Below are 24,865 nucleotides of genomic sequence, written 5' to 3'. Positions count from 1 at the left end.
CCGGGGAGGTTCCCATGATCTCCGACACCCTGCTCCCCACTGCCGAGACCGAAGACTTCGACCCTCTCGTGCAGGCCACTCTGCACTTCGAGACTGCGGCCCGCCACCTCGATCTGGAGGCCTGGATCGTCCAGCGCCTCCGCCATCCCGAGCGCGAGCTCTCGCTCAACCTGCCGCTCATCACCAACGACGGACTTCCGCTCATGGTCACCGCCTACCGCGTCCAGCACTGCACCTGGCAGGGACCGGGACTCGGAGGCGTGCGCTACTCCCCCGACGTGCGCCTTAGCCACGTCCGCGCCGCTGCCATGACCACGACCTGGGAGTGCGCCCTGTTCGATCTGCCCTTCGGCGGCAGCGCCGGCGCCATCGTCTGCGATCCCCAGAGACTCAGCGAGCGCGAGCTCCGCGACGTCACCAAGGAGTACGTCTATGCCCTGCGCGGCATCGCCGGCCCAGCCACCGACGTGCTCGCTCCCGGCATCGGCAGCAACGCCCAGACCGCCGCCTGGATGTTCGACGGCTTCATCCGCGCCGCGGGCCACATGGAGGCCGCCGCCGTCACCGGCAAGCCCGAGGGACTCTGGGGCCTGCCTGCCTTCGACGCCCTGGTCGCCCGCAATCTCTTTCTCCTGCTGGAGCAAGTGTTGCTGGAGCGCGGAGGCCTGGTGCGCGGCGCCACCGTCGCCGTCCAGGGATTCGGCAAGCTCGGCGGCGCCGCCGCCCGCCTGCTGTACGACGCCGGCGCCCGTGTCGTCGCCATCGCCGATCTCTCCGGCGGCCTCCACAACCCGCATGGCCTCGACATCGCCGAGCTCCAGTCCTACGTCGAGACCAACCACGTCATGCTCGGATTCCCTCGTGCCGAAGCCGCGACCAACGAGCAGGTCCTCGAAACCTCATGCGACCTCCTGGTGGCCGCCGCCGACGAACACCAGATCACGGCCGCGAACGCCGCCAGGGTCCACGCCGGCGTGGTCGTCGAGGCCGTGCAGGAGACCATCACCCCCGCCGCCGACCGCATCCTCGCCGACCGCGGCGTGCTGGTCGTGCCCGACATCCTCGCCAACTCCACGCGCCTGCTGGCCTCGGTCCTGGAGTGGTCGCGCAACCAGCGTGGCCTCTGCCGCACCAACGGTGATGTCGAGGCGCATATGAAGGACTGCATCCAGAGAGCTTACCTGGCGGTGCACGACTGCGGCGCCCGGGAACACATCGGCCTGCGCGCCGCCGCCCACTTGCTCGCGGTGGACCGCATTGCCTCGGCCCTGCGCGCGCGCCATTGAATGCCGTGGGTTGTACCCCACCCAGCCCCGGTTTTGGCCTGGGTGGGGGTTTTGTCGCCGACGCATTTAGGCCGCCGCAATCCGCACTCAAAACTGTGCAACCTGTAGAAACGCCTCAACTTGCGCGGCCTTTAGAAATTTATCTCCGGCTTTTCCACACTAGTTTCCACAACCGCGTGGAAATCGGTAACCGCCTAGGTGACCGGCGTCATCTTGTACTCCCCCGCCAACGCGTTATGCTGCGGTCGTAAGTTCGGGGTGGAAAGTCGCCCGGCGGATTTGCAAGGGTCGCAAGCGTAAAGCCACGCAAACGTTCAACGCAACGCCTCTGGCTTGCTGGTTGATTCAGGCGACCATCCTCAGACCCGCCGCTCGGTTTTCCACCCCGTCCCCTTTATGGTTACTAGGGAGCATTACGCCCGTTATCTTGTCCTGTGCTCCGATCTGGTCGATGATGCGCGCATGGGATGGTGGGGAGACAAATCCGTCGCGGTGATCATCTGCTACCGCTGCCGCAAGCGCATCTCTCCGGACGAGCTTCTCGATGGTCTGCATGACCATGATTGGGAGCCCCGCCCGGAGCCGGTCAAACCGGCGGCAGATTCGACAGCCAGATAGGTCCTCGCGGCATCGTCGGTAAGTCCCTGAAGGACCCCCGGTTGTGCCCGCTCGCTTCGTTCTTGCTTCGTCCGGCATCTATATCGGCCGAGGTTATGAACATGCTTACCATCCGCCCCGCCGCCGAGCGCGGCCACTTCGACCACGGCTGGCTCAATACCTGGCATACGTTCTCCTTCGCCGATTATTTCGACCCGGCACATCACCAGTTCCGTTCCCTGCGCGTCATCAACGAAGATTTCGTGCAGCCCGGGGGCGGCTTCGGCACCCACCCCCACCGCGACATGGAGATCGTCACCTACGTGCTGGAGGGCGGGCTGGCCCACAAGGACAGCATGGGCAACGGCTCCACCATCCGCCCCGGCGACGTGCAGCGCATGACCGCCGGCACCGGCGTCCTGCACAGCGAGTACAACCACTCCAAGGACGAACGGGTGCACCTGCTGCAGATCTGGATCTTCCCGGAGAAGAAGAACCTGGAGCCCGGCTACGAGCAGAAGACCTTTTCCGACGACGACAAACGCAACCGCCTGCGCCTGGTCGCTTCGCGCGACGGCCGCGACGGCTCCGTCACCATCCACCAGGATGCCAGCATCTACGGCAGCGTGCTGGACAGCGGCAAGACCGTCAGCCACCAGCTCGCCCCCGGCCGCCACGCCTGGGTCCAGGTGGCCCGCGGCACGGTCACGGTGAACGGCAAGACGCTCCGCCAGGGCGACGGCGCCGCCATCAGCGACGAACAGTCCGTCGAGCTCACCGGCGCCGATTCCCCGCCCGCCGAGATCCTGTTGTTCGACCTGGCCTAACCCTTGCTTTTTGTCATCCTGAGCGCCGTCCCGTAGGGATGCTTTGCCGAGGCGCGAAAGTGCCGAGCCCTGAGCGGAGCGAGGGGGTGAGGACCTGCGGCTCGCAGCGTAGTGCGAGCCCCACGGCAGTGGGGCGATGTCTGCGACGGACAGAAAAAGGGGGACGCCTCTGCGTCCCCTTCTTTCCTCCTGATGCTGCGGATCTTGTGCCCGCTTAGTTGTAGTACTTTGCGTTCAGCTCGATGAACTGCTTTTTGTCTTCCGGCACGTCGTCCAGGGCGAAGATCGAGTCGGACGTGCATACGCCCACGCAGGCGCCGCAATCGATGCAGGTGACCGGGTCCACGTACAACTGGGTCGCGGCTGCGAACTTCTCCTCGTCTTCCTTGGGGTGGATGCAATCGACCGGACACGCATTCACGCACAGCGAGTCCTTGATACAACCATCTGTGATCACGTAGGCCATGAAAGATGACTCCGTTCTAGGGTCTTGGATGAAGCCATCCCCAAAGTACCGTCCGCCCCAGCCGTCCCTCCGTGATGTTCGTCACGTCCTGCTGTGAGGTCGGACATAAGGTCACGTGGGGACGGGGGTCCCCGCCCGTCCAGGGCGAGGCGGGCGTGAGTCGCCTCGCCTACTCCACCCAGTCCGCGATGAAGATGTTGGTCTCGTGCGGCCGCGATTGGTTCCGGTTCGATGCCCACACCAGCCTCTTCCCGTCGGAGCTGAACATGGGGAAGCCGTCGAACCCAGGATGGCTGGTCACCCGCTCCAGCCCGCTGCCGTCCTCGTTGATCAGGTACAGGTCAAACTCCATGCTGTCGGGTTGGGCCAGATTGGAGGAGAAGATGATCCGCTTGCCGTCCGGGTGCCAGAAGGGCCCGAAGTTCGACGCCCCGTTGTGCGTCACCTGATGCTTGCCCGAGCCGTCCGCGTTCATTACCCAGATCTCCAGGTTCCCCGGCTTGATCAGCCCCTGCTTCAGCAGCGTCTTGTATTCCTCCGCTTCTTCCTTGGTCTTTGCCCGCTGCGCCCGGTACACGATCTTGTTCCCGTCCGCCGACCAGAACGGCCCGCCGTCGTAGCCCAACTCGTGGGTCAGCCGCTTCACGTTCTTCCCGTCGGCGTCCATGGTGTAAATCTCGAGGTCGCCGTCGCGCGTCGAGGTGAAGACGATGTGCTTGCCATCCCGCGTGATCGTCGCCTCGGCGTCGTAGCCCGGCGAATCGGTCAGCTTTTTCAGCCCGCTGCCGTCGCGCTTGGCGGTGTAGAGGTCATACGAGCTGTAGATCGGCCACACGTACCCGTGCGAGTAATCCGGACGCGGTGGGCACCCCGCCCCCGCCCCTTCCGTGGACGAGAACAGCACCCGGTCGCCATCAGGAAAGAAATACGAGCACGTCGTCTTGCCTTTGCCGTCGCTGACCGGCCAGAAAACCAGCTGCATCTTGGGTTCGCCCCCGGCGACCCGCATCATGTAGATGCGGTCGCACGGCACGCCTTCCCCGGCGTGCTGGAAGATCAGCCACTGGTTATCGGCCGAAAAGTACGCCTCGGCGTTTTCTCCGCCGAACGTCAGCTGCTTCACGTTCTTCAGGTGCTTGTCCTCTTCCGGCGTGGTCAGCTTCTTCTCCTGCCCTACGGCGGCCAGCGATGACAAAAGCAAAATAGCGGTTATGACAATCCGCATCCCATGTCCTTAGTGTTTCAGAACTTTACAAATTTCAAATCGTACTTCTTACTTTCTCTGCGCCAGCGTCACTTTCTGTTTCAGCTCTTTGCCGTCGCGCAGTACCGTGACTTCCACTTCGTCCCCGACCTTATGTTTCCGCAGCGCGAAGGTGAAGTCGTAAAGGTTCTTGATCGGCGTCTCCCCGAACTGCACCAGGATGTCCCCCGGCTTCAATCCCGCCTTGGCTGCCGGTGACCCCGGGGTCACGTCCGCGAACTTCACCCCGTTCGGGACTTCGCCGAAATCCGGCACCGACCCGAACCATGGCCCGTAGCCACCTCCGCCCCCGCCGCCCGGCGCTGCCTCCATCTCCACCTTGGCGAACTTCGGACGCTCCACGGCGTTGTCCAGCCCGGTCGCGATCTCCTCCACCATGTTGACGACCTTGGCTGCCGCCTCGCCGTCGATCTTCTCCCACGTGTCCGAGGGCTTGTGATAATCGGTATGCAGCCCGGAGAAGACGAACAGTACCGGGATGCTCTTGGGCAGGAACGAGGTGTGGTCGCTGGCCGCGTAGCCGCCCTTGGAGATCTCCGCCGTCAGCCCCTGGTCCTTGGCCGCCTTCTCCACCAGCGGCTGGAAGGTGCTGCCCGTGCCCACCCCGCCCACGTAGATCTTCCCGTTCTTCGGCCGCCCGATCATGTCCATGTTGATCATGGCGACCGCCTTGTCCAGCGGCCGGGTCGGTTCCTTCACCCAGTCCGCCGATCCCAGCAGCCCGATCTCTTCTCCGGCATAGCTCTGGAACAGGATGCCCCGCGCCAGCTTGCCTTTCTCGGGCGCCAGCAGCCGCGCCAGCTCCAGCACGCCCGCCGTCCCCGAGGCGTTGTCGTCCGCCCCCGGATGGATCTGCCCGATCTGCGACGGCGCCAGCGAGCTCGCGTTCCCGTAGCCCAGGTGGTCGTAGTGCGCGCCCAGGATCACGTACTCGTCGCTCTTGCCCGGCAGGTAGGCCAGGATGTTGTTCACCGTCGCCCGTGTCCGCTCGATGTCCACCGCCAGCGTCACCCGCAGGCTGGCCGGGAAAGCGAACGATTCCGGATGTCCCTGCTTGTCGATCGCCTCCTGCACTTCGCTCAACGACTTCCCCGCCGCCTTGAACCATTCATCGGCTGCCGCGTTCTTCACCTGCACGATGGGGATGCCCGCGTCTTCCGGCCCGACCTGGCTGCCGAAGCGCACCAGCACGTCTTCTTCTTTCGGGTCCAGCTTGCCGTTGACCAGCAGCACCGCCTTGGCCCCGTGCATCTTGGCGTTGATCGCCTTGGTGATCAGGTGCGAGTGGTGGGTCTTGCCCTGCTTCCCGCTCTTTTCCTCGAACTTGGCCGGCTCGTAGCGCAGCACCACCACGAGCTTGTCCTGGGCGTCGAAGTGCAGGTAGTCGTCGTAGCCGAACTCGTCCGCCGACGCCCCGTAGCCCGCGAACACCAGCGGCCCGCTCACCTCCCCGACTGAGGAAAAGCTCAGGGGGATGTAGTCCTGCTCCAGCGTGAGCGCCTGGTCTTTCCCGTTCTCCTGGACCAGCAGCTGGTTCTTGCCCCGGAGCTTGGCGCCGGTCGTCACTGTGAACGGCTGCCGGTAGGTGCCGTTCACCCCCGCCGGCTGCAGCTTCAGCCGCTTGAACTCGTTTTCGATGTATTGCGCCGCCCGGGCCAGTCCCTCGGTACCCGCCCCTCGACCTTCCATCTGTGGCGCGGTCAGCACCTTCACATCTTCGACGTATCTCTTGGCACTCGCCTGCTGCTGGGCGAGACCGGAACTGAGGAAAACCAGGATGAATAGCAGGACTGAGACCGGCCCGCATGCCAAAGTGTGAACGCCCCCGCGGACAGGCAGGCGACTGGCGACCGACGACTGACGACCCTTCATACACCTTCCTCGTATGAACGGATGAACCAGTCATCCTAGGCCGCGGAGAACCTCAAAATCAATCTCTGCTTCGACGCTGCGGGAGGCGCAGCTCTGGCCGCGCCTCCGTCGCCTTGTGGTTATCGTTCCAGCACTCCGCTCCCCGCCGCGTGGGTCCAGATCCCTACTGCCTTGCTTGGCGAGAGTAGATAGAACACAGCCGACCAGTGGTTCCCGTCGGCATCCGTGAATACGAATACCGTGCGGCCGTCGCTCGCCGTCGTGTATGTGACCGTAGCTTTGTCCTCGACGACGGACCCTGAGACCCCGACGACAAAGCTGTCGAGGACAGCTTGGCCGGTGCCATTGCCTCCGGATTTGAAGCTCCCGGCCGTTCTGCCCCAGAACGGTGGCATTGGTGTGCCGACGGCATAGTCGCCCGTCAACGCACCATCGTCGAACGGACCGGCGGCGCCGACCTCCAAGTGAGTCGGCGTGCTATTGAACCCCAGAAGCGCCCGCCCGGGCCGCACCACGTACAGCGGGTTCTCCGTCCCGTTGATGGTGATGCTTCCCCCGCCGAGCCCGTCCGGCGCGAGCGAGTACACACCGGCGATGGGGACATTTGTCTCGTGCAGGCTACTTTCCTCGAACTCGAACCAGACGCTGAACCGGTCTCCGGAACCGTTGAAGGCGCCCGCACCGTCGAGTGCGACCTTTCCGACGAGGTAGACGTGCTGCTCGCTGTCAGCCCGCGAATCCAGGAGGACCGCGTTGCCCGTCAACGATTCGTTGGAGAGTGGAAGTCCGGACTGCCGGTGCGCCAGTCCGACCGACACCGCCGGCCCCACCGGACAACAGCCGGTCTTGGAGAACGTGGGCAGCAGCACGAGTTCGTCGCTGGAAATCACATAGAACCGAAATTCAACCAGGAGGTCGCGGAGGTCGACCGGCTGGAACGGACTGAACATCGTCTGTTGCGGCAGGCCACCCACGCTGAGCCGGCCACGGCCGTCGGCGTCCACCTCATAGAAGCCGAGGAAGGAAAGGTTCCGCTGCTCGTAGGAGCCGAAGCGCAGATCGAGCTGGCCGAGGAAAAGGGTCTCAGCGAAATCCTCGCTGTATCCGAGGGTGAACCGGCCAATCATCGGGCCCAGACTGAACGCGTAGTCCCCGGCCAGGGCCTCCTTCGAGAATGCCGAGGGGTCCTGCCGCGCGATCATTCCCGCCGACAGGTCCTCTGAGGGATAGCCCAGCTGGATGATGTGTCCCTTGCTTGCAGGTTCGCCCTCCACTGGCGGGATGAAGGCGACCCGCAGGGTGCGGGTCGGACCTCCGCCGCATTGCAGCGTGAGGCGCGCCCGGTAATCGGCGGCGATGGCGTAGTGCCCGACCAGCGCGCCTCCCAGCTGCGAGTGCCCCGGATCGTCGCAGACCCCGGAAACCGTGCCGTCCCCGTAGGCGTAGAGCGTGGCGGCGAGTGCTTGCCGCTCGTCGATCACAGAATTGAATGCAGTCCCAACCAGGACCGCATACTGGCCCTGCAGACTGTAATTCCGGGAGTTGTCTTCCTCCGGAGGGGCGATGATTCTGATGCTCGCCTCCGTCTCTGGTTGCGGCAGTGCCACAGCGATGGCGCGCAGCATCAGTGTGGGCGAGCCGGGCAGGAATTTGGGGGCCGTGTATTTCCCGGTGTTGTCCACCGTTCCGCAGTGGTCGGGATCGCAGCCGGCTGGGAGGAACCACTGGACGGCCTGGTCGGCTCCGTTGGGGACTACTGAGGCTTTGAACTGCACCACCTGTAAGGGAACCAGAGTCGCCTGGCTCGGCTCGATTTGGACGGACTGTGGCGTTGCCGTCGGCTGCGGAGGACCGTTGGGCGGCCCCAGCGCGGTAAAACCACCGCTACCGCCGCAAGCTACAGTCAAGAGCGCCAACATTAGGCCGGTAACCAAGCAAGCATGCCGGCCTTGCATTCGAATCATGGGTTTTCTCCCCTCATCTCTGCATTCGGACCGCCGGACGGTTTGGCGGGAACGCACGCGCGGTGAGTCTCCCCGGCTCGCCCAACGCCGACAATGCCCTATTCATCCCCTGGGGGTGGTTTATTCGTCCCCCATCAAGGGCATCCACCAATCAGGTCACGGGTGTAGAATCTTGCCCACGTGGAGGTCGAGGATCTCTTGGGGAGTGCTCCAAGCTCTGGCACGGTTCAGGACCCGTCCGCTCCTGAGACCGCCAAGGCGTACTTTGCCGGCTATGCCCTGGACATTCGTTCAGGCGAGCTAACCTGCAACGGAAAAAGGATTTACCTCCAGCAGCAGCCGTTAGAGGTGCTGCGCATGCTGCTGGCCACGCCGGGGGAGATGGTGAGCCGGGAGCAGCTCCGCGAACGGCTCTGGCCGGGCGACACCTTTGTGGATTTCGAACACGGCCTGAACAAGGCCGTCCAGAAACTGCGCACCGCTTTGGGTGATAGCCCCGAGAACCCCCGCTTCATTGAGACTGTACCCCGTCGCGGCTACCGCTTCGTTGCCCCCCTGGCAGACCCCGCCTCCCAGGCCGAGGTGCGACCCACGGTAACGGCGCCGCCAATCAGGACCAGGCCTCGGCATGCCATCGCTGCCCTGGCAATGGCTTTGCTCCTGGGGCTGCTGGTCAATCTAGCCAGCTCGAAGTTCTCTCCGCGGCCCACCACCGTGCCCGGGTTGCAGCGGCTGGCGGTGCTGCCGTTCGCCAACCTGAGCGGCGATTCGGCGCAGGAGTACTTCAGTGACGGCATGACCGAGGAGATGATTGCCTACCTGAGTCGCTACGACTCCTCCCGGCTCGCCGTAATCGCCCGTACCTCGGCCATGGCTTACAAGGGATCACGCAAGACGGTCGCCCAGATCGGTCGCGAGCTTGACGTCGACTACATCCTCGAAGGGAGCGTTCGCCGGGATGGGAATCGAGTGCGCATCACCGCGCAACTGATCCAGGTCCAAGACCAGAGCCATCGTTGGGCGGAAAGCTATGAACGCGAACTGAGCGGCATCTTCCCCGTCCAGAAAGACATCGCTGTGAACGTCGCCCGGGAGATCGGCCTTCAGTTGACGCGCGGCGCGCCTGCCCCGCTGCGCACCCGTATCGTCCAGCCGGAGGCCTACGAGGCGTTCCTGCGCGGGTTGTCTCTCTGGCACAGCGGACGGCAGCGAGGGGCAGCCGACAGCGTTGACCATTTCAAACGGGCGATCGCGCTGCAGCCGGATTACGCCGAAGCCTACGCCTGGCTGGCCTTCGCCTATAACCGGCTGGCCTCCGGCGAGTTTGTTCCCCCCAAGGAAGGCTATCCCCTGGCCAAGGCGGCCGCCCTGCGGGCGATCGAGATTGACGATTCCCTGCCGGAGGGCCATGCGGCCTTGGGTTTCATTCTGCGGAACTACGAATGGGACTGGGCCGGTTCCGAACGAGAATTGAAGAAGGCGCTTCTATCGAATCCTAACAATCCGGTGTCGAATCACGTCTACGGCCTGTATCTCTCGACTGTGGGTCGGCACGAGGAAGCGATCGGGGCCATCAAGCGCGCCGCTGTCCTCGACCCCCTCTCACGAACCGTGGCCAGCGGCCGTGGGCTGGTTTACGTCAATGCGCGTCGTTTCCAGGAGGCTCGCGCGGTGGCCCAAAGCCGCCGCGAACTGGATGGCGCCAACCCGATCTGGTGGGGGCACTTTCTGCTTTCGATGGGCGAGTACCCGCAGGCCTTGAACGAATTCGAGCGCGCACCGCGAGAACTTCCCGGTCTTGGTGATTTGGCTGGCAAGATTCAGGCTTATGCCGGGATCGGCAAGACCCATAAGGCCCGCGCCCTGCTGCAGGACCTCAAGGCTCACCCTCAGGCGCGGGCCATCCTAAGTCCCTACATTGCCCGCATCCATGGGCAGCTCGGCGAGTTCGACGAAGCCTTCCGGTGGCTGGATGTCGCGGTGGAGGAGCGGGCGGCCCGCCTCATCTTCCTCAAGGTTGATCCCGCCTGGGATCCCTTGCGCGCTGATCCCCGCTTCCAGAGCGCGCTTCGCCGCATGAACCTCGCCGATTAGATTCTCAGCTTGCTCAACAAGGCTCGCTCCCCAGTGAGGACCAAGGACTGAGTGCTTACTTGTAGATTGTGTACTGTTCCTGCGGCAGCTTCAGCTTGATCACGAACTCCTGCTCCGGCTGGGCGATGTCGTAATCCGCGCCGAAGGTCTGGAACCCGTGCGCGATCACCTGCACCCGCATCTTCCCGTAGGGGATCCCCGGGATCGTCGCCCGCCCCTCGGCGTCGGTCTTGGTCTGCAACCCGCCCTTCCCCTGCTTGCCTTCCTTGTCCACCGTATGCAGGATCACGCTGGCATTGCGGATCGGCTTCCCGTTCCGCTCCTTCAGCACCTGGAACTTCAGGTCCGAAGTCTTCTGCTGCTGCGCCCCGGCGCACACCGCCAGCACCGCCACGACCAGTACCGCCGCCCATCTCCTCATATCCTGATTCTAACCCGTCCCGCCGCTGACTCCCGACTCCTGACTCCCGGCTACTTCCGATTCTCGCCTGTGATTTTCCTCACATCGGCTGTCCGGGTGTTCTGGAATACTGTGCTCAGGCCATCCCGCAGGGGGAGAATTGACTTCCGACACCGCCGCCGCCGTGCAGCCCGCACCCCAAGTCTCGGCCGAGACCGTTCCCCGGACCACCACCCTCCTGTTCGCCTTCACCTCTTTCCTGAGCGCCTTCCTCCTCTTCCAGGTGCAGTTGATCATCAGCAAACACATCCTGCCTTGGTTCGGCGGCTCTGCCGCCGTTTGGACTACCAGTCTGCTGGTCTTTCAGTTGCTGCTACTGGCCGGATATGTCTATTCCCACGTGGTTTCCGTGCGGCTCTCCCCCATCGCCCAGGCCCGGCTTCATTCGCTGGTCCTAGCCCTCGCCTTTCTGTTGGTTCTCATCCTGTCCTTCTTCTGGCCCTCGGCGATCACCCCCGGCCCCTCCTGGAAACCCCTCTCCACCGACAGTCCGGCAGCCGCTGTCGCGGCCATCGTTCTGCTCTCCGTCGGCCTCCCTTTCTTCGTTCTGTCCACCACGGCTCCGCTGTTGCAGGGCTGGTTTGCACGCCTCGGCAGAGGAGCCCGGGCCTATCGTCTGTATTCCCTCTCCAATCTCGGTTCGCTCCTCGGACTCCTGAGCTTTCCCCTCCTGGTCGAGCCCACGCTCCATCTGAAGCTCCAGGGAAGGATTTGGTCCATCGCCTTCTGCCTGTTCGCCGGCGGCTGTGCCCTGTGCGCCTGGCGGGCGATGCCTGCACCCGATCGCCAGCTCGCGGAGCCGACCGATTCGCCTGCCGACTGCCCCGAGGCGCGCCCCCGCCCCCTCCTCTACGGCTTATGGTTCCTGCTGGCCGCTTGCGCTTCCTCCCTGCTGCTGGCCACCACCAACCTGCTCTGCCAGGAGGTCATCACCGTCCCCCTGCTCTGGGTGCTGCCACTCTCGCTCTACTTGCTCAGTTTCATTCTCTGCTTCGATCATCCGCGCTGGTATCAGCGCGCCGTCTTCCACCCCTTGTTTGCGGCCGCCCTGTTTCTGACCTTCGCCGCTCTGGCCTTTGTCCAGTTCCTCGTCCTGACGATGGTCCTTCCCCTGTTGCTGTTTTTCACCTGCATGATCTGCCACGGCGAGCTCGTCCGGCTCAAGCCCGGCGTGCGCTCCCTGACCTCGTTCTACCTGGTGATCTCCGCCGGTGGCGCGGCGGGCGGCATTTTCGTGGCCGTCGTCGCGCCCCATGTATTCAGGTCTTTCCTCGAATTTCAACTGTCGCTGGGGCTGGCCATTATCTTGTGGCTGGTCACGCTGCTTCTCGATCCAGACTCCTGGCTCTTCCGTCGCCGCCTCTGGCTGCCACTCGTGATCGTCGTGGCTACGTTGCTGGCCGGCTTCGGCGCCGGCCGCTGGCTTCCCGCCATCGCCGACCTCCTGGACTCCCTCCGCTTCTATCCCGTTGCCGTGTTCATCGGCATCACGGCTGTGATGGCAGCCGTGATGCTGGAGCGGGGCACTGATGCCGCCGAACGCGGCTTCCGTTCCGTGCAGATCCCGGTTGGCGCCCTCATCCTATTCGCCTTCGCCGCGCTGTATTTCAGCTCTCTCCCCAAAGGGGCGTTCCGTTGGGGAGCGCGCAGCTTCTACGGCGTCGTGCGCGTCTTCCGCTATACCCATTTGAACGAACTGGTGCACGGGCAGACCAGCCACGGCACTCAACTCGACCCGCCCATGGAGCGCTACCCCACGGCTTATTACGGCCCCATTAGCGGGATTGGCGTGCTGCTGCGGAACCATCCCAGCCGGAATGTCGCCGGCGGAACCCTGCGTATGGGCGTGGTCGGCCTGGGAGTGGGGACACTTGCTGCCTACGGCCACCACGGAGATTCCATCCGCTTCTACGAGATCAATCCCGATGTGGTCAGCCTCTGCTCCGGTGAGCACCCGCTGTTTACCTACCTCCGCGATTCCCCTGCGACCGTTTCCCTGGCCTTGGGAGATGCCCGGCTCTCTCTGGAACGCGAGGCGGCCGCCGGCGCGCGCGGGCGCTTCGACGTCCTGGTCCTCGACGCCTTCAATGGGGACTCCGTACCGGTTCACCTTCTTACCAAAGAGGCTTTCGAGACCTACTGGCAGCAGTTGGACCCCCAGACTGGCATCATCGCCGTTCACATCACCAGCCGACATGTGGATCTGGTGCCGGTGCTGCAAGGTGCCGCCGCTCACTTCCATGCCCAGTACCTGCTCACCTGGAACCAGCCCCAGGCACCCGTCTACGGCAGCGCCTGGTTTCTGATCACCCGCCATCCGGAGTTGCTCAACATACCCGGCTTGCAGCCAATCACTGTGCAATACCGAGGCGTGGCCCCTCGCCTCTGGACCGACGACTACTCCGACATCCTCCGCCTTATCTACTGACAGCCCGACCACCCCCCACCCCTTGACATCCAAGACGGGCTTTACTTACACTTAGCACTCGCTTGGCCGGAGTGCTAATAGCCACCCGGCTGGCAACCTAGATTGGGATTCATTCTGCGGGCGAATCGCCCGGAACACATTGCAAGTACAACAAGTTAGCAAGAACCACGAAAGGAGCAGACGAATGGCTACGAAGTTGACTCCCCTGCACGATCGCATCCTGGTACGGCGTATCGAGGAGGGCGAATCGGTGCGCGGCGGCATCATCATCCCCGACACGGCCAAGGAAAAGCCGCAGGAGGGCGAAGTGATCGCCGTTGGCAAGGGCAAAGTGAATGAGGAAGGCAAGGTCCGGCCGCTCGACGTCAAGGCCGGCGACCGCATCCTGTTCGGCAAGTACTCGGGCACTGAGATCAAGCTGGACGGCGAAGAGTTCATCATCATGCGCGAGGAGGAAGTGCTCGGGATCGTGCATGGCGCAGGCAAGCCAGCCGAGAAGGCAGCGGCACGCCGCTAAGCCCTGAAAAGCAGGTCCCTCGCGGCTGAAGCCGCTCGGGATGCCACAAGTTTGAGTTTCAACCAATCTCGAAGGAGAGATGAAGCTATGGCAAAGATGATTGTGCAAGGCGAGGAGAGCCGGCAGGCGATCCTCCGCGGCGTCAACACCCTGGCCGACGCCGTGAAGGTCACGCTGGGCCCCAAGGGGCGCAACGTGGTCATCGAGAAGAAGTTCGGTTCCCCCACCATCACCAAGGACGGGGTGACGGTGGCCAAGGAGATCGAACTCAAGGACACCCAGGAGAACATGGGCGCGCAGATGGTGCGCGAGGTCGCTTCCAAGACCTCCGACGTGGCCGGCGACGGCACCACCACCGCCACCGTGCTGGCCCAGGCCATCTACCGCGAAGGGGTGAAGACGGTGGCGGCCGGCGCCAACCCCATGGCCCTCAAGCGCGGCATCGAGAAGGCCGTGGCCGTTGTCTGCGGCAAGCTGGAGAAGGACGGTACACGTACGAAGGGCGCTATCGACACGTTTTCTCAGCCGTCCAGCGACCGCAAGAGGATTGCTGAGGTTGGCACAATCAGCGCAAATAACGACGAAACCATCGGCCAAATCATTGCCGAAGCCATGAACAAGGTTGGCAAGGACGGCGTCATCACCGTGGAAGAGTCCAAGACCATGGAGACCCAGCTGGAAGTGGTCGAGGGCATGCAGTTCGACCGCGGCTATCTGTCGCCCTACTTCGTCACCGACCCGGAGCGCATGGAAGCGGTGATCGAGGACGGCTACATCCTGATCTACGAAAAGAAGATCAGCTCGATGAAGGACCTGCTGCCCCTGCTGGAGCAGATCGCCAAGTCGGGCAAGCCCCTGCTGATCGTGGCCGAGGACGTGGAGGGCGAGGCCCTGGCCACTCTGGTGGTCAACAAGCTGCGCGGCACGCTGGCGACCGTGGCCGTCAAGGCGCCGGGCTTCGGCGACCGCCGCAAGGCCATGCTGCAGGACATCGCCATCCTCACCGGCGGCAAAGCCATCACGGAGGACCTCGGCATCAAGCTGGAGAGCATCCAGCTGCAGGACCTGGGCCGGGCCAAGAAGATCACGGTGGACAAGGACAACACCACCATCGTCGAGGGCCGGGGCAAGTCCAGCGACATCGAGGGCCGGGTCAAGGAAATCCGCAGCCAGATCGACAAGACCACCAGCGACTACGACCGCGAGAAGCTTCAGGAGCGCCTGGCCAAGCTCGTGGGCGGCGTGGCGGTGATCAAGGTCGGGGCGGCCACCGAGACCGAGATGAAAGAGAAGAAGGCTCGCGTCGAGGACGCCATGCACGCCACTCGCGCTGCGGTCGAGGAAGGCATTGTCCCCGGCGGCGGCGTGGCCCTGGCGCGCTGCATCCCGGCGGTGGACAAGCTCGCCAAGTCGCTCGACGCTGAGGAGAAGATCGGCGCCGACATCGTGAAGCGGGCGCTGGAAGAGCCGCTGCGCCAGATCGTTGGCAACGCCGGCGAGGAAGGCGCGATCGTGGTGGGCAAGATCCGCGAGAACAACAACCCCAACTTCGGCTTCAACGCCCAGACCGGCGAGTTCGAGGACCTGGTCAAGGCCGGAGTCATTGACCCGACCAAGGTCGCCCGGACGGCGCTGCAGAACGCCGGCTCCATCGCGGCGCTGATGCTGACCACCGAGGCGCTGGTCGCCGAGATCCCGGAAAAGAAGGAAGCTCCGATGGGCGGCGGCGGACACGGCCACGGCATGGGCGACATGTACTAAGCAGACCCTTGTGGCACGGCCGTGTCGGCCGTGCCCGCAAAGGCCCGGCACTCCGCCGGGCCTTTTCTTCTAATCGTCATCCTGAGCGAGGCGAATCGTCCGCCCGCGGACGATTCGCTGAGTCGAAGGACCCCTACTCCTGGATAACACCCACGCGCTCCCGGCTGTTCTCCCAACGAGGTTGTAGCCGCTCGCCCCTAGCGGGCCACCTGTACCACCGAAGAGTCACCGTGCTCCCGCCGCGCTCCTTCCGGGCCTCACCCGTTCGGCCCTCGGTCGCGCGCGGTCGCACGGTGGCAAGAGGCGGGCACCTGATCCGACCACAGCGAACACCAGCGCCCTCGGCGCGGCATACCTTAGCCCAGCACGGGAGTGCTGGGTCTCCGTTCAGCAAAGGTGCCGAGTCCCGTCGGGACGGCACAATCGCAGGCGCCCGCGGCTGAAATACGAATCTTTTCTTGCATCAATATAGATGTATCTACATCTATCTCTCCATGAAGACACTTCCCTGCCTTTGCGCCAGCTTCCGCCGGGCCTCCCGGGCGCTGACTCAGCTCTACGACGAAGCGCTCCGGCCTGCCGGATTGCGAATCACCCAGTTCACCGTCCTGCAGGCCTTGTCGCTTGCGGGGGAGATCTCGCAAGGCGAGCTGGGGCGCATGCTGGTGACGGACAGCACCACCCTGACCCGCACCCTGCGCCTGCTGGCCGATGAAGGATGGATCCACGAGCGGCGTGGCACAGACCGGCGCCAACGCTGGCTCAGCCTGTCGTCCGCCGGTCGCCGCAAGTTTGCGCTCGCCGCCCCGCGTTGGCGGGACGTCCAGGCGCGGTTGGCAGCGCGCTTTGGCAGCAAGCGCTGGCGGCAGCTGATGCAGGTTTCAACCGAATTGACCGACGGAGTCGCTTCCGTCGCCCCTTAGGAGGGCACCATGAACGCTGGGGCTCAATACGCGAGACTGGCGGCCATCGCGGTCGCCGCCTGGTTTGTTATTGCACTGACCGCGTCCGCACTGGGCGTGTTCCACGCCGGACCGAGGCCGCCGCTGCCGCTGGGGCTGGCACTCGGGCTTCCCATCCTGCTGTTCGCGGCCTGGCACGCGCTCTCTGCGGGTTTTCGCGGATTCGTGTACGCGCTCGACGTGCGCACTCTGACCATCGTGCAGAGCTGGCGGCTGGGAGGATTCGTGTTCCTGGTCCTCTATGCGCATGGCATCCTGCCGGGCGCCTTCGCCCTACCCGCCGGCTGGGGAGACATCTTCATCGGCGCTACCGCCTGGCTGGCCGCGAACTATCTGACCGAGCAGGCGGGGCGCAAACGCCTGTTCATCGCCTGGCAGCTCCTGGGCGTCGCCGATCTGGCGACGGCGGTGACCCTGGGCGTGACCTCCTCACCCGGCCCGCTGCGCCTGTTTGAGGGCCCGGTGAGCACCGAGGCCATGACCACGCCGCCGCTCAGCCTGATCCCCACCTTTGCCGTGCCCCTGCTGCTCATCTTCCACTTCATCTCCATCGCCCAGGCGCGAAGGTGGCAGACGAAGGCAAGCGCCAGGCTGGTCGGGAGCGGCTTAGCCGCCATGGCGCCCAGCCGCTAGTCGCCGGGCCGTGCAACTTGAAGCCCCGCGCGGAGACGTGGGGCTTCCCTTTTCATCCATCGCCCGATTGCCCGACTGCGCAATGACCCAATCCGCGGTGATTCCCGTCACAGCCACTCCGGCCTCCGCCAGCGTAGCGTTTACGTAGTTCATATCAAGGAGCCTCTATGTTCGCTCGAGTAGTGGAGATCAAGACCAAGACCGGCAAAGCCAAGGAAGTCGCCGACACGGTACACGAGAAGGTGCTCTCGGTGCTGAAGCAGCAGCCCGGATTCGTGGACGAGCTGGTGCTCGTCTCCGACAAGGAAGGCATCCTGGCCCTGAGCCTGTGGAAGACGCGCGAGGACGCGGAGCGCTACAACCGCACCCACTACGGCGAGGTGCACAAGCTGATCCAGCACCTGGTGCACGCCGAGATGAAGGTGCACACCTACGACATCGAGACCTCGACGATGCACGGCATCGCCAAGGGTGCATTGATCGCGGTGTAGCGCGTAGAAGTAGCTGGTAGCTGGTAGTTAGTAGCTAGGGACACCGGACCTGCGCGGCACGGCCGCTGACTGCCAACTCCTGACTACCGACTCCTTGCTTACGGCAGCGTGAAGTTGCGGATGGCTCCGCCGGTGGCGACGCCGATGTGGACGACGGACACCACGCGCTCCAGCGTGTGGTGTCCGGTCTTGTGAAGGGCGTAGGAGATGCCTACCGACGCGGCCGCGCCGGCGAATTCGATGGCCGCGAAGGCGGCATGATTGTCCACGATGTCGTTCGAGAGCAGCCACTCGTCCACGCCGCGGTTGCGCATCCAGATGGTGGAGCCGTAGTCGAGGTAGCGCGCGCCGGTCACGCCGGCGAAGAGCAGGACATTCGTCTTGTCCCAGAAGCGGTGGGACGCGGGCGGTTTCTTCGCGGCCGAGGGAGCGTCGGGAGCCTGCGGCTGCTGGGCGAACGCGGGGAGTGAAAAGGCGAACATCGCCGCAATAAGAACCAGAGAGCGTAGTCGGGACATTGCGCTCATGGAAACATCTTCTCCGCATCCAGGCAACAAAAAACCATACCGGCCCTAAGGAAACGCCAGCACCACTTTGCCGAAGGTCTGGTTGGATTCGAGGCGGGCGTGGGCGGCGCGGACGTCGGTGAAGGGGAAAACGCTGTCGATGTTGGGACGCAGCCTCCCACTCGCAAGAAGCGGAACCACTTCCTCAGCGAAGGCGCGGGTAACCGTGATCTTTTCCTCCAGCGGGCGGGCGCGCAGCACAGTGCCGCGGATGGTGATGCGGCGTGTCAGCGCGCGAGCGAGATCGAACTCGGCGCGGCTGCCAGCGCTGGCGGCGATCAGCATGAGGCGGCCCTTAAGAGCCAGCACGTCCACGCTGGCGGAGACATAGGGACCCCCAACCAAGTCGAGGACTACGTCGAAGCCGCGGCCTGAGGTCCAGCGCTTAGCGGCGTCGCGTAACAAATCGAACGAGCCTGAGAGGACCACGCCATCTTCAAGGCCGAGTGCACGGGCGCGCTCGATCTTGTCGGCGGTGCGCGCGGTGCCGTAAGGGATCCCGCCGAAGGCGCGCGCCAATTGCACGGCGGCAAGGCCGACGCCGCTGCCCACGGCGTGGACCAGCACGGCCTCTCCGCGGCGTAGTGCGGCCTGCTCGCACATGGCGTCATGGGCGGTGATGAAGACCTCGGGGATGGCCGCGGCGGAGGTCCAGTCGAGATTGGAGGGAATCTCGACGAGGGTGTCCTGATGCGCGGCCAGGTACTCGGCGTGGGCGCCGCCGGCGACGATGCCGAACACGCGCCGGCCGGAAGTCCAGCGGGAAGCGTTGGCGCCGAGCTGCGCCACCTCGCCCGCAAACTCCAGGCCCGGAATGTCAGCCGGAGCGCCCGGAGGAGCGGGATAGCGTCCCTGGCGCTGCAGGAGGTCGGCGCGATTCAGGCCTGCGGCATGGACGCGGACCAGGACCTCGTCGGACGCAGGCGTGGGCGCGTTGACATCGCGAATCTCGAGGACGTCAGGATCGCCGGGGCGCGAGATAACGACGGCTTTCATTGCTGATTTGTGATTTGTGATTTGCGATTTGTGATCTCAGATTTCAGACTGGCCAGTGACCGGCCCGTCATTTCTTTTGGTTGTGGGATGCCGAGGATGGAGAGGATAGTGGGCGAGATGTCCTGGAGCGCGCCGTCGGGACGAAGGGCAACGCGCTGGGCGTCTTCGCTGACCAGGATGAAGGGAACGGGATTGGTGGTGTGGTAGGTGTGCGGCCCGCCGGTCGCGGGATCGATCATGAGCTCCGCGTTGCCGTGGTCGGCGGTGATGAGCATGGCGCCGCCACGCCGGCGGACGGCGTTGTAGATGCGCCCGATGCAGGCGTCCACGGTCTCCACCGCCTTGATGGTGGGCGGGATCTTGCCCGAGTGGCCGACCATGTCGGCGTTGGCGAAGTTCATCACAATCACGTCGAAGGTGTTCCCTTCCACCGCCTTGACCACGGCATCGGCGATGCCTTCGGCGGACATCTCCGGCTTCAAGTCGTACGTGGCGACCTTGGGCGATTGCACCAGGACGCGGTCCTCACCAGGAAAAGGCTGCTCGACGCCGCCGTTGAAGAAGTAGGTGACGTGGGCGTACTTCTCGGTCTCGGCAACGCGCAGGTTGCGCAGGTTCAGTTGCGCCATCACGTTGGCCAGGATGTTGGTGAGTGATTCCGGCGGCACGACCACCGGCAGCGTGAACAGCTTGTCGTACTGGGTCAGGCAGACGTAGTGCAGGTTCTTGGGGACGCGCTGGCGGGAGATGGCGGCGTCGAGGCCCTCGCTGTCAGGGAGGTTGCGGCCGTCCTGCGCGGTCAAGTGTGAGTTGCGGCAGAGACAGCGGGTGATCTGGCGGGCGCGGTCGGCGCGGAAGTTGTACATGACGCACGCGTCGTCGTCGCGGATGGTGGCGAGGGGCTCGCCGCGGTTGTCCACGCAGACGAAGGGGATGACGAACTCGTCGGTGACGCCTTTGTTGTAGGAATCCTTCATGCCCTGGACGGGATCGACGTAGGTCCCGGCTTCGCCCTTCCCTTCCACCATGGCACTGAAGGCCTTGGCCTCGCGCTCCCAGCGCTTGTCGCGGTCCATGGCGTAATAGCGGCCGCTGACGCTGGCGATCTTGCCGACCCCGATCTGGCGCATCTGCTGCTGGAGCTGCTCCAGGAATCCGGCGCCGGAGTTGGGCGGGGTGTCGCGGCCATCCATGAAGGCGTGCACGAAGACGCGGTCCACGCCGTTCTGCTTGGCCATGCGGAGAAGCGCATAGAGATGGTTCTGGTGAGAATGCACGCCGCCGTCGGAAAGCAGGCCGAACAGATGCAGGCGGCGCCCGCCGCTGCGGGCGTGCTTGATGGCCGCGAGGAGAATGGGATGAGAGAGGAACTCGCCGTTCTCGATCATCATGTCGATGCGGGTGATGTCCATATACACGATGCGGCCGGCGCCGATGTTGAGGTGTCCGACCTCACTGTTGCCCATCTGGCCGGTGGGCAGGCCGACGTAGCGTCCGCTGGTGTGGATGAGGGTGTTGGGGAATTCGGCGAGCAGCTTGTCGTAGTTCGGCTTGCGGGCGAGCGAGATGGCATTGGCGTTCGATGGAGGGGCATATCCCCAGCCGTCGAGGATGGTGAGGACGACAGGTTTTGGACGGGCCATAAGCGTGAGGATTGTAAATGAAGAAGGAACCGTGCCGTGGCGATAGGGGTCCTTCGACTCGCACGAGGCGCGCTCGCTCAGGATGACAGGTGGGAAGCAATAGCGCTGTCCACTAGCATTATTTCTCGATACAGGGCGGGATGTAGGTGTGGGGAGTGCGGCGGCGGCGCGGGCGAGAGCGTGCGCGGCGGAAGATGTGAACCGCCGTGAGCACCAAGATCGCCGGAATCAAGAGCCAGTACATGGTGCGCAGCTCAAGCGCTGATCTTGGTCGCCAGCTCGCCGTGGTAGTTCAGCGCCTTCAGGCCGAGGAAGCGGGCGCTGTCGCCGAGCTGCTCTTCGATGCGCAGCAGCTGGTTGTACTTGGCGATGCGGTCGGTGCGACTGGCGGAGCCGGTCTTAATCTGTCCTACTCCGGTGGCGACGGCCAGGTCGGCGATGAAGGTGTCCTCGGTCTCGCCGGAGCGGTGCGACATGACCGCGGTGTAGCGATTGCGGCGGGCGAGATCGATGGCGTCGAGGGTCTCGCTGACGGTGCCGATCTGGTTGACCTTGATGAGGATGGAATTGCCGGCGCCCTGGTCGATTCCCTGCTGCAGGCGTTCGGTGTTGGTGACGAACAGGTCGTCGCCCACCAACTGGATCTTGGAGCCCAGCTCCTGGGTCAGCATCTTCCAGCCTTCCCAGTCGTCTTCCGCGAGGCCGTCCTCGAGCGAGACGATGGGGTAGTCGCGCGCCCACTTGGCCCAGAAGCGGACCATGTCCTCGGAAGTGCGGGTCTGCTTATCGGACTTCCAGAACAGATAGCCGCCCTCGCCTTCCTTGTAGAGCTCGCTGGCGGCGGGATCGAGGGCGATGGCGATGTCATCGCCGGGACGATAGCCCGCCTGCTGGATGGCCTCGAGGATGACCTCGATGGCTTCGACGTTCGACTTGAGCGAGGGAGCGAAGCCGCCCTCGTCTCCGACCGAGGTGTTGTAGCCGCGCTTCTTGAGCACGCCTTGCAGGGTGTGGAAGACCTCGACGCCCCAGCGCAGAGCCTCGGAGAAGGACTGTGCACCTACGGGCATGGCCATGAATTCCTGAAAGTCCACATTGTTGTCGGCGTGGGCGCCGCCGTTGAGGATGTTCATCATGGGCACGGGTAGGAGATTGGCTCCCGCCCCGCCGAGATAGCGATAGAGAGGGACCTTGAGCGAATTCGCCACGGCGCGGGCGGCGGCCAGGGAGACGGCCAGGATGGCATTGGCGCCCAGGCGTCCTTTATTGGGCGTTCCGTCGAGCTCGATCATGCGGGCATCGAGACCGAACTGGTCGGAGGCGTCCCAGTCGGCGAGGGCGTCGGCAATCTCGCTGTTCACGTTCTCCACCGCCTTGAGGACGGACTTCCCCTTGTACAGGGCGGCGTCGCCGTCGCGGAGCTCGACGGCTTCGTGCTCGCCGGTGGACGCGCCGCTGGGGACGGCAGCGCGGCCCAGGGAGCCGTCGGCCAGCAGGACTTCGGCTTCGACGGTGGGATTGCCACGGGAGTCGAGTATCTGGCGGGCGCGGATATCGGCGATGTTGCTCATGGCGTGCCTCTTTGCTGGTGGCCGAATTATAAGCGAGCACAGTGGCCGGTGGTCAGTGGTCAGGGGTCAGAGGGCGCAGCCGAGGGCGGCCGCGCCAAAAGAAAGAAGGCCGGGCGAGACGCCCGGCCTACGTAAGCCAGCCGGGTTCAATGGGCGACTTGAGGCGAAGGAGGAATCGGAGGAGGCGCGGGGCGGACGCCGTTGGCGGGCTTGGCTTTGCTCTCCTGCTCCATCGTGATGAGGTCGATGGGGAGGGCGATGATCATGGCCATGAACAACAGCACTGGTAGCATTGCCACAAAGTAGAGGTACGCATCGCCGGGCAGGATACCGGTCAGCAGCAGGACCAGCGAGGTGTACTTGAAGACGTTGCCGCTGACGTTGGCGAGGGTGGGAGCGGCGAGCATGGAGACGAACAGGAACATGGGCACAAAAAACAGCTTGCTGGAGTTCTCCAGGTACAGGCGCTCGGAGGTATTCAGGTTGGCGAGCTGATGGATGATGCCGACCGCCGACATGCCGAGGGGCGCGATCAGCAGCCGCCGCGCCTTCCCTTCCAGCCGGCGGAGGATGCCGTAGCACAGCAGAGCGACGGCGAGGGCGGCGCCGAAGAACTCAGGGCGCCCCAGGGCGTCGTATCCCAGCGCGATGAAGGGGGAGATCAGGACAAAGGCCAGCATTTCCCAGGTGATCTTGCCCAGTAGTGCGTTCATGACATCCTCCTTTCGAGGAGCCCGGGGTCAGTGGCTGCCCAGGAGGGGAGCCGCTTGCAGACCCCGATACGCCGGGGCTGGAGGGAGCAGTCCGGCGTCGCGCAACAACGACAGCAACCGAGCGCGGATCGGCTTGAGCACAGGTTGAAGCGCGGAGATGGAAGCCATCCCCAGGAGCTGCACAAAGATGTCGAGCACGCCGTCGGTGAGGCGGCGGGTGCGTGCCAGGTCGGGCGAATAGTCGTAAAGCGCGTAGAGGATCGAGGTCATCTGCAGGCCCCAGAGGCAGCCGACCACCAGGTCGCGGAGATCCTCGGGAATCTCCTGGTCGGCGATGGCCTCGACGACCAGTTCGCGGGCGTCCTCGCGGATGTTCCAGGTCTGCCGTCCGAGGACGGAGAGCGGATGCCCGGGCTCCCCCATGTAGCGCAGCAGGGCGCCGATCAGATTGCGGTCGTCCTTGATGACGTCGAGCTTGGTCTGGAAGAGGACCCCCAGGCGCGCCCGGAAATCCTTGCAGGCGGGCAACACCTCCTGCACGCGAATGCGATGTGTCTTCTGCACCTGCTCATAGAACGCGAGGACAATGGATTCCTTGCTGGGAAAATAGTAATAAGCCGCACCGAGGGACATATCGGAGGCGGCGGCGATGTCGCGCATGGTGGAGGCGTCGAAGCCTTTTTCCCGAAACAGCGCCAGGGCGGTGTGGAGGATGTGTTCGCGGGTGTCTTGCTTGGGGGCGACTTTGGTCTCGCTGAACATGTTCAAAACATAATTTGAACGCGTTCAATTGTCAAGAGAAATTTGAACGTGTTCATATTATCGGCGTAAGTGGTTTGATCTTCTGCAGGTTAGAAGGCAACCCAAGGCGAACCAAGTCAGTTACTGGATTCGCACAGGGTTAGGGGCGGAACCTAAAGCATCACCTGAATGGGGCGAGACGCCGCTCTGGCCGATCTCCCGAAATCGTCCGAGTTGTTCAGTTTGATTCCCCTTTTCTTTGGCTATTGTCCGGTTTTCTTCGGTGTTCTATGGTGCGTCCTAGGATGCCGGAGGAGACCTCCACGCTGAGGTTGGGAGACCGCGCGCCGGCTTTCGAGCTGGGCGCGGCCAACCGGACGGAGCGGTTCAGGCTGGAGGAGGCGCGGCAACGCGGCCCGGTGATCCTGGAGTTCCTGCGCGGTACTTGGTGACCGAACTGCGTGAAGCGCATGGCTCAGTTGGAGCCGCTGAAAGGCGAGATCGAAAAGGCAGGGGCATCGGTGCTGTACATCGCGGCGGAAAAGCGGGGCGGGCTCTTCAAGCCGGAGAGGTTCCTGGCGGAGCACCCGGTGAGCTTCCCTTTCCTGCTGGATGAGGACCGTAAGGTGACCAAGGCGTACGGGTTGCATCACCGGATCGGGATGGATGCCTTCAACATCGCGCATCCGGCGACTCTGGTGGTGGACCTGGGAGGAGCGATCCGGTACCTGTACGTGGGAGCGAACCAGCATGACCGGGCGCCCATGGAGAAAGTTCTCGAAGTGCTGAAAGGCATCTAACCACAGAGGGCGCTCAGGAAAGGGCGGAGCAAATTCAAGGAGGAGTGATGAAGAAAGCCGTAGGAATCGCGGTGGTAGCGATGCTGCTGGCGGGCGTGATGGCGGCGCAGACGCTGTCGTTGCCCGCGGGCACGGGAGTGAAGATGAAGCTGGAGACGCCGATCTCGACCAGCCGGACCCGGGTGGGCGACAGCTTCGCCGGGCGGGTGACCG

The 24,865-nt window shown here is 64.2% G+C and carries 23 protein-coding genes; 11 read left to right on the top strand and 12 right to left on the bottom strand.

Going from position 1 to position 24,865, the window contains the following annotated elements:
* Positions 1-14 precede the first annotated feature (14 nt).
* Complete coding sequence (locus VMS96_04155; protein ID HVP42597.1) at positions 15-1,286, top strand: Glu/Leu/Phe/Val dehydrogenase; 1,272 nt, start codon at positions 15-17, stop codon at positions 1,284-1,286.
* 345 nt (positions 1,287-1,631) lie between these two features.
* On the opposite strand, the gene VMS96_04150 is transcribed toward VMS96_04155, so the two are convergent.
* Positions 1,632-1,841 (bottom strand): hypothetical protein, encoded by a 210-nt coding sequence (locus VMS96_04150; GenBank protein HVP42596.1) that lies wholly within the window; start codon positions 1,839-1,841, stop codon positions 1,632-1,634.
* A gap of 164 nt (positions 1,842-2,005) precedes the next feature.
* Between VMS96_04150 and VMS96_04145 the strand changes: the two genes are divergently transcribed.
* Entirely contained in the window at positions 2,006-2,710 is a 705-nt protein-coding gene (locus tag VMS96_04145) for a pirin family protein (GenBank protein HVP42595.1), read from the top strand.
* Between the two features lie 214 nt (positions 2,711-2,924).
* Here VMS96_04145 and VMS96_04140 read toward each other — a convergent pair whose 3' ends face one another.
* The 4 genes from VMS96_04140 to VMS96_04125 form a co-directional block, all read right to left on the bottom strand.
* Positions 2,925-3,176, bottom strand: coding sequence for a 4Fe-4S binding protein (locus VMS96_04140; protein ID HVP42594.1), 252 nt, complete (start codon positions 3,174-3,176; stop codon positions 2,925-2,927).
* A gap of 169 nt (positions 3,177-3,345) precedes the next feature.
* Entirely contained in the window at positions 3,346-4,401 is a 1,056-nt protein-coding gene (locus tag VMS96_04135; protein ID HVP42593.1) for a hypothetical protein, read from the bottom strand.
* A gap of 48 nt (positions 4,402-4,449) precedes the next feature.
* Positions 4,450-6,312, bottom strand: coding sequence for a M28 family peptidase (locus VMS96_04130; GenBank protein HVP42592.1), 1,863 nt, complete (start codon positions 6,310-6,312; stop codon positions 4,450-4,452).
* 119 nt (positions 6,313-6,431) lie between these two features.
* Positions 6,432-8,090, bottom strand: a complete 1,659-nt coding sequence (locus VMS96_04125) for a hypothetical protein (GenBank protein ID HVP42591.1) — start codon at positions 8,088-8,090, stop codon at positions 6,432-6,434.
* 366 nt (positions 8,091-8,456) lie between these two features.
* Between VMS96_04125 and VMS96_04120 the strand changes: the two genes are divergently transcribed.
* On the top strand, positions 8,457-10,370 hold the full coding sequence (locus VMS96_04120; GenBank protein ID HVP42590.1) for a winged helix-turn-helix domain-containing protein: 1,914 nt from the start codon (positions 8,457-8,459) through the stop codon (positions 10,368-10,370).
* A 55-nt stretch (positions 10,371-10,425) separates the two neighbouring features.
* On the opposite strand, the gene VMS96_04115 is transcribed toward VMS96_04120, so the two are convergent.
* The gene (locus tag VMS96_04115) at positions 10,426-10,791 is read right to left on the bottom strand and encodes a carboxypeptidase-like regulatory domain-containing protein (protein ID HVP42589.1); all 366 of its coding nucleotides are present in this window, start codon (positions 10,789-10,791) and stop codon (positions 10,426-10,428) included.
* A 139-nt stretch (positions 10,792-10,930) separates the two neighbouring features.
* Here VMS96_04115 and VMS96_04110 point away from each other — a divergent pair, with 139 nt between their 5' ends.
* From VMS96_04110 to VMS96_04085, 6 genes are all read left to right on the top strand, one after another.
* Positions 10,931-13,258, top strand: a complete 2,328-nt coding sequence (locus VMS96_04110; protein HVP42588.1) for a hypothetical protein — start codon at positions 10,931-10,933, stop codon at positions 13,256-13,258.
* Between the two features lie 184 nt (positions 13,259-13,442).
* Entirely contained in the window at positions 13,443-13,775 is a 333-nt protein-coding gene (gene groES / locus VMS96_04105) for a co-chaperone GroES (protein ID HVP42587.1), read from the top strand.
* Positions 13,776-13,862: 87 nt separating this feature from the next.
* A complete protein-coding gene (groL, locus tag VMS96_04100; protein HVP42586.1) occupies positions 13,863-15,536 on the top strand; it encodes a chaperonin GroEL in 1,674 nt (557 codons plus the stop codon).
* Positions 15,537-15,994: 458 nt separating this feature from the next.
* The gene (locus VMS96_04095; GenBank protein HVP42585.1) at positions 15,995-16,459 is read left to right on the top strand and encodes a MarR family winged helix-turn-helix transcriptional regulator; all 465 of its coding nucleotides are present in this window, start codon (positions 15,995-15,997) and stop codon (positions 16,457-16,459) included.
* Positions 16,460-16,468: 9 nt separating this feature from the next.
* The gene (locus VMS96_04090) at positions 16,469-17,131 is read left to right on the top strand and encodes a hypothetical protein (protein ID HVP42584.1); all 663 of its coding nucleotides are present in this window, start codon (positions 16,469-16,471) and stop codon (positions 17,129-17,131) included.
* 167 nt (positions 17,132-17,298) lie between these two features.
* Positions 17,299-17,622 carry an antibiotic biosynthesis monooxygenase gene (locus VMS96_04085; protein HVP42583.1) on the top strand — a complete coding sequence of 108 codons (324 nt, stop codon included), beginning with the start codon at positions 17,299-17,301 and terminating at the stop codon, positions 17,620-17,622.
* A 98-nt stretch (positions 17,623-17,720) separates the two neighbouring features.
* Here the strand turns inward: VMS96_04085 and VMS96_04080 are convergent, their stop codons facing one another.
* From VMS96_04080 to VMS96_04055, 6 genes are all read right to left on the bottom strand, one after another.
* Positions 17,721-18,140, bottom strand: coding sequence for a hypothetical protein (locus tag VMS96_04080; protein ID HVP42582.1), 420 nt, complete (start codon positions 18,138-18,140; stop codon positions 17,721-17,723).
* 54 nt (positions 18,141-18,194) lie between these two features.
* Positions 18,195-19,184: an NAD(P)H-quinone oxidoreductase gene (locus VMS96_04075; protein ID HVP42581.1), complete on the bottom strand. Its 990-nt coding sequence runs from the start codon at positions 19,182-19,184 to the stop codon at positions 18,195-18,197.
* Complete coding sequence (gene gpmI / locus VMS96_04070) at positions 19,181-20,827, bottom strand: 2,3-bisphosphoglycerate-independent phosphoglycerate mutase (protein HVP42580.1); 1,647 nt, start codon at positions 20,825-20,827, stop codon at positions 19,181-19,183. Before gpmI ends, VMS96_04075 begins: the two co-directional genes overlap by 4 nt.
* Before the next feature lie 254 nt (positions 20,828-21,081).
* A complete protein-coding gene (gene eno / locus VMS96_04065; GenBank protein HVP42579.1) occupies positions 21,082-22,398 on the bottom strand; it encodes a phosphopyruvate hydratase in 1,317 nt (438 codons plus the stop codon).
* Positions 22,399-22,544: 146 nt separating this feature from the next.
* The gene (locus tag VMS96_04060; protein ID HVP42578.1) at positions 22,545-23,111 is read right to left on the bottom strand and encodes a hypothetical protein; all 567 of its coding nucleotides are present in this window, start codon (positions 23,109-23,111) and stop codon (positions 22,545-22,547) included.
* 27 nt (positions 23,112-23,138) lie between these two features.
* A complete protein-coding gene (locus VMS96_04055) occupies positions 23,139-23,873 on the bottom strand; it encodes a TetR/AcrR family transcriptional regulator (protein ID HVP42577.1) in 735 nt (244 codons plus the stop codon).
* A gap of 269 nt (positions 23,874-24,142) precedes the next feature.
* Here VMS96_04055 and VMS96_04050 point away from each other — a divergent pair, with 269 nt between their 5' ends.
* Together VMS96_04050 and VMS96_04045 are read left to right on the top strand one after the other, a co-directional pair.
* Positions 24,143-24,304 (top strand): hypothetical protein, encoded by a 162-nt coding sequence (locus tag VMS96_04050; GenBank protein ID HVP42576.1) that lies wholly within the window; start codon positions 24,143-24,145, stop codon positions 24,302-24,304.
* Between the two features lie 9 nt (positions 24,305-24,313).
* Positions 24,314-24,652, top strand: a complete 339-nt coding sequence (locus tag VMS96_04045; protein ID HVP42575.1) for a redoxin family protein — start codon at positions 24,314-24,316, stop codon at positions 24,650-24,652.
* Positions 24,653-24,865 lie beyond the last annotated feature (213 nt).

This window comes from Terriglobales bacterium, from assembly GCA_035543055.1.
Taxonomy (GTDB): domain Bacteria; phylum Acidobacteriota; class Terriglobia; order Terriglobales; family Acidobacteriaceae; genus JAIQFD01.
This window is presented reverse-complemented; position numbering and strand designations above follow the sequence as displayed.

Coding starts and splice junctions, on each gene's coding strand:
- VMS96_04085 (HVP42583.1), top strand. CDS start 17,299: ATGTTCGCTCGAGTAGTGGAGATCAAGACCAAGACCGGCAAAGCCAAG.
- VMS96_04130 (HVP42592.1), bottom strand. CDS start 6,312: ATGAAGGGTCGTCAGTCGTCGGTCGCCAGTCGCCTGCCTGTCCGCGGG.
- gpmI (HVP42580.1), bottom strand. CDS start 20,827: ATGGCCCGTCCAAAACCTGTCGTCCTCACCATCCTCGACGGCTGGGGA.
- groL (HVP42586.1), top strand. CDS start 13,863: ATGGCAAAGATGATTGTGCAAGGCGAGGAGAGCCGGCAGGCGATCCTC.
- VMS96_04075 (HVP42581.1), bottom strand. CDS start 19,184: ATGAAAGCCGTCGTTATCTCGCGCCCCGGCGATCCTGACGTCCTCGAG.
- VMS96_04140 (HVP42594.1), bottom strand. CDS start 3,176: ATGGCCTACGTGATCACAGATGGTTGTATCAAGGACTCGCTGTGCGTG.
- VMS96_04150 (HVP42596.1), bottom strand. CDS start 1,841: ATGCAGACCATCGAGAAGCTCGTCCGGAGAGATGCGCTTGCGGCAGCG.
- VMS96_04155 (HVP42597.1), top strand. CDS start 15: ATGATCTCCGACACCCTGCTCCCCACTGCCGAGACCGAAGACTTCGAC.
- VMS96_04060 (HVP42578.1), bottom strand. CDS start 23,111: ATGAACGCACTACTGGGCAAGATCACCTGGGAAATGCTGGCCTTTGTC.
- VMS96_04050 (HVP42576.1), top strand. CDS start 24,143: ATGGTGCGTCCTAGGATGCCGGAGGAGACCTCCACGCTGAGGTTGGGA.
- VMS96_04080 (HVP42582.1), bottom strand. CDS start 18,140: ATGTCCCGACTACGCTCTCTGGTTCTTATTGCGGCGATGTTCGCCTTT.
- VMS96_04135 (HVP42593.1), bottom strand. CDS start 4,401: ATGCGGATTGTCATAACCGCTATTTTGCTTTTGTCATCGCTGGCCGCC.
- VMS96_04145 (HVP42595.1), top strand. CDS start 2,006: ATGCTTACCATCCGCCCCGCCGCCGAGCGCGGCCACTTCGACCACGGC.
- VMS96_04090 (HVP42584.1), top strand. CDS start 16,469: ATGAACGCTGGGGCTCAATACGCGAGACTGGCGGCCATCGCGGTCGCC.
- VMS96_04055 (HVP42577.1), bottom strand. CDS start 23,873: ATGTTCAGCGAGACCAAAGTCGCCCCCAAGCAAGACACCCGCGAACAC.
- eno (HVP42579.1), bottom strand. CDS start 22,398: ATGAGCAACATCGCCGATATCCGCGCCCGCCAGATACTCGACTCCCGT.
- VMS96_04115 (HVP42589.1), bottom strand. CDS start 10,791: ATGAGGAGATGGGCGGCGGTACTGGTCGTGGCGGTGCTGGCGGTGTGC.
- groES (HVP42587.1), top strand. CDS start 13,443: ATGGCTACGAAGTTGACTCCCCTGCACGATCGCATCCTGGTACGGCGT.